At 52.5% G+C, this 2,874-nt stretch carries 2 rRNA genes (1 of these 2 running past the window's edge); both read left to right on the top strand.

The window, feature by feature from the left end:
* A 23S ribosomal RNA gene (locus IP89_RS05670) occupies positions 1–2,613 on the top strand (it extends 279 nt beyond the left edge of the window).
* 137 nt (positions 2,614–2,750) lie between these two features.
* Positions 2,751–2,866: ribosomal RNA gene (rrf, locus tag IP89_RS05675) — 5S ribosomal RNA — on the top strand.
* The last annotated feature ends 8 nt before the right edge of the window (positions 2,867–2,874 follow it).

Raw genomic sequence — 2,874 nt, forward strand, 5'->3', positions numbered from 1 at the left:
TTGATTTTAGCGGAACGCTCTGGAAAGTGCGGCCATAGTGGGTGATAGCCCTGTACGCGAAAAGGTCTTAGAAGTGAAATCGAGTAGGACGGCGCACGTGAAACGTTGTCTGAATATGGGGGGACCATCCTCCAAGGCTAAATACTACTGACTGACCGATAGTGAACCAGTACCGTGAGGGAAAGGCGAAAAGAACCCCGGAGAGGGGAGTGAAATAGAACCTGAAACCGTATGCGTACAAGCAGTGGGAGCCTACTTTGTTAGGTGACTGCGTACCTTTTGTATAATGGGTCAGCGACTTATATTCAGTGGCGAGCTTAACCGAATAGGGGAGGCGTAGCGAAAGCGAGTCTTAATAGGGCGCTTTAGTCGCTGGGTATAGACCCGAAACCGGGCGATCTATCCATGGGCAGGTTGAAGGTTAGGTAACACTGACTGGAGGACCGAACCGACTACCGTTGAAAAGTTAGCGGATGACCTGTGGATCGGAGTGAAAGGCTAATCAAGCTCGGAGATAGCTGGTTCTCCTCGAAAGCTATTTAGGTAGCGCCTCATGTATCACTCTGGGGGGTAGAGCACTGTTTCGGCTAGGGGGTCATCCCGACTTACCAAACCGATGCAAACTCCGAATACCCAGAAGTGCCGAGCATGGGAGACACACGGCGGGTGCTAACGTCCGTCGTGAAAAGGGAAACAACCCAGACCGTCAGCTAAGGTCCCAAAGTTATGGTTAAGTGGGAAACGATGTGGGAAGGCTTAGACAGCTAGGAGGTTGGCTTAGAAGCAGCCACCCTTTAAAGAAAGCGTAATAGCTCACTAGTCGAGTCGGCCTGCGCGGAAGATGTAACGGGGCTCAAACCATACACCGAAGCTACGGGTATCACGTAAGTGATGCGGTAGAGGAGCGTTCTGTAAGCCTGTGAAGGTGAGTTGAGAAGCTTGCTGGAGGTATCAGAAGTGCGAATGCTGACATGAGTAACGACAATGCGAGTGAAAAACTCGCACGCCGAAAGACCAAGGTTTCCTGCGCAACGTTAATCGACGCAGGGTTAGTCGGCCCCTAAGGCGAGGCAGAAATGCGTAGTCGATGGGAAGCAGGTTAATATTCCTGCACTTCTAGTTACTGCGATGGGGGGACGGAGAAGGCTAGGCCAGCACGGCGTTGGTTGTCCGTGTTTAAGGTGGTAGGCAGAGATCTTAGGTAAATCCGGGGTCTTAATGCCGAGAACTGATGACGAGTGTCCTTTAGGACATGAAGTGGTTGATGCCATGCTTCCAGGAAAAGCCTCTAAGCTTCAGGTAACTAGGAACCGTACCCCAAACCGACACAGGTGGTTGGGTAGAGAATACCAAGGCGCTTGAGAGAACTCGGGTGAAGGAACTAGGCAAAATGGCACCGTAACTTCGGGAGAAGGTGCGCCGGTGAGGGTGAAGGACTTGCTCCGTAAGCTCATGCCGGTCGAAGATACCAGGCCGCTGCGACTGTTTATTAAAAACACAGCACTCTGCAAACACGAAAGTGGACGTATAGGGTGTGACGCCTGCCCGGTGCCGGAAGGTTAATTGATGGGGTTAGCGCAAGCGAAGCTCTTGATCGAAGCCCCGGTAAACGGCGGCCGTAACTATAACGGTCCTAAGGTAGCGAAATTCCTTGTCGGGTAAGTTCCGACCTGCACGAATGGCGTAACGATGGCGGCGCTGTCTCCACCCGAGACTCAGTGAAATTGAAATCGCTGTGAAGATGCAGTGTATCCGCGGCTAGACGGAAAGACCCCGTGAACCTTTACTGTAGCTTTGCACTGGACTTTGAGCCTGCTTGTGTAGGATAGGTGGGAGGCTTTGAAGCGTGGACGCCAGTTCGCGTGGAGCCATCCTTGAAATACCACCCTGGCATGCTTGAGGTTCTAACTCTGGTCCGTTATCCGGATCGAGGACAGTGTATGGTGGGCAGTTTGACTGGGGCGGTCTCCTCCCAAAGAGTAACGGAGGAGTACGAAGGTGCGCTCAGACCGGTCGGAAATCGGTCGTAGAGTATAAAGGCAAAAGCGCGCTTGACTGCGAGACAGACACGTCGAGCAGGTACGAAAGTAGGTCTTAGTGATCCGGTGGTTCTGTATGGAAGGGCCATCGCTCAACGGATAAAAGGTACTCCGGGGATAACAGGCTGATACCGCCCAAGAGTTCATATCGACGGCGGTGTTTGGCACCTCGATGTCGGCTCATCACATCCTGGGGCTGAAGCCGGTCCCAAGGGTATGGCTGTTCGCCATTTAAAGTGGTACGCGAGCTGGGTTTAGAACGTCGTGAGACAGTTCGGTCCCTATCTGCCGTGGACGTTTGAGATTTGAGAGGGGCTGACCTTAGTACGAGAGGACCGGGTTGGACGAACCTCTGGTGTTCCGGTTGTCACGCCAGTGGCATTGCCGGGTAGCTATGTTCGGAAAAGATAACCGCTGAAAGCATCTAAGCGGGAAACTTGCCTCAAGATGAGATCTCACTGGAGCCTTGAGCTCCCTAAAGGGCCGTCGAAGACTACGACGTTGATAGGTTGGGTGTGTAAGCGCTGTGAGGCGTTGAGCTAACCAATACTAATTGCCCGTGAGGCTTGACCATATAACACCCAAACAATCTGTAGATTGTCGGTGATGGTGAAGTCGACAAACGAACCGAAAGTTCGCTAAGAACCGCAAAGCCAAGATCACATACCCAATTCGCTGTAGCGACTAAACACCGATACAGCAACCGAATTGCTTGACGACCATAGAGCGTTGGAACCACCTGATCCCATCCCGAACTCAGTAGTGAAACGACGCATCGCCGATGGTAGTGTGGGGCTTCCCCATGTGAGAGTAGGTCATCGTCAAGCTCCTATCC

The organism is Pseudomonas sp. ML96 (assembly GCF_000761545.1).
In the GTDB taxonomy this organism is placed as follows: Bacteria; Pseudomonadota; Gammaproteobacteria; order Pseudomonadales; family Pseudomonadaceae; genus Aquipseudomonas.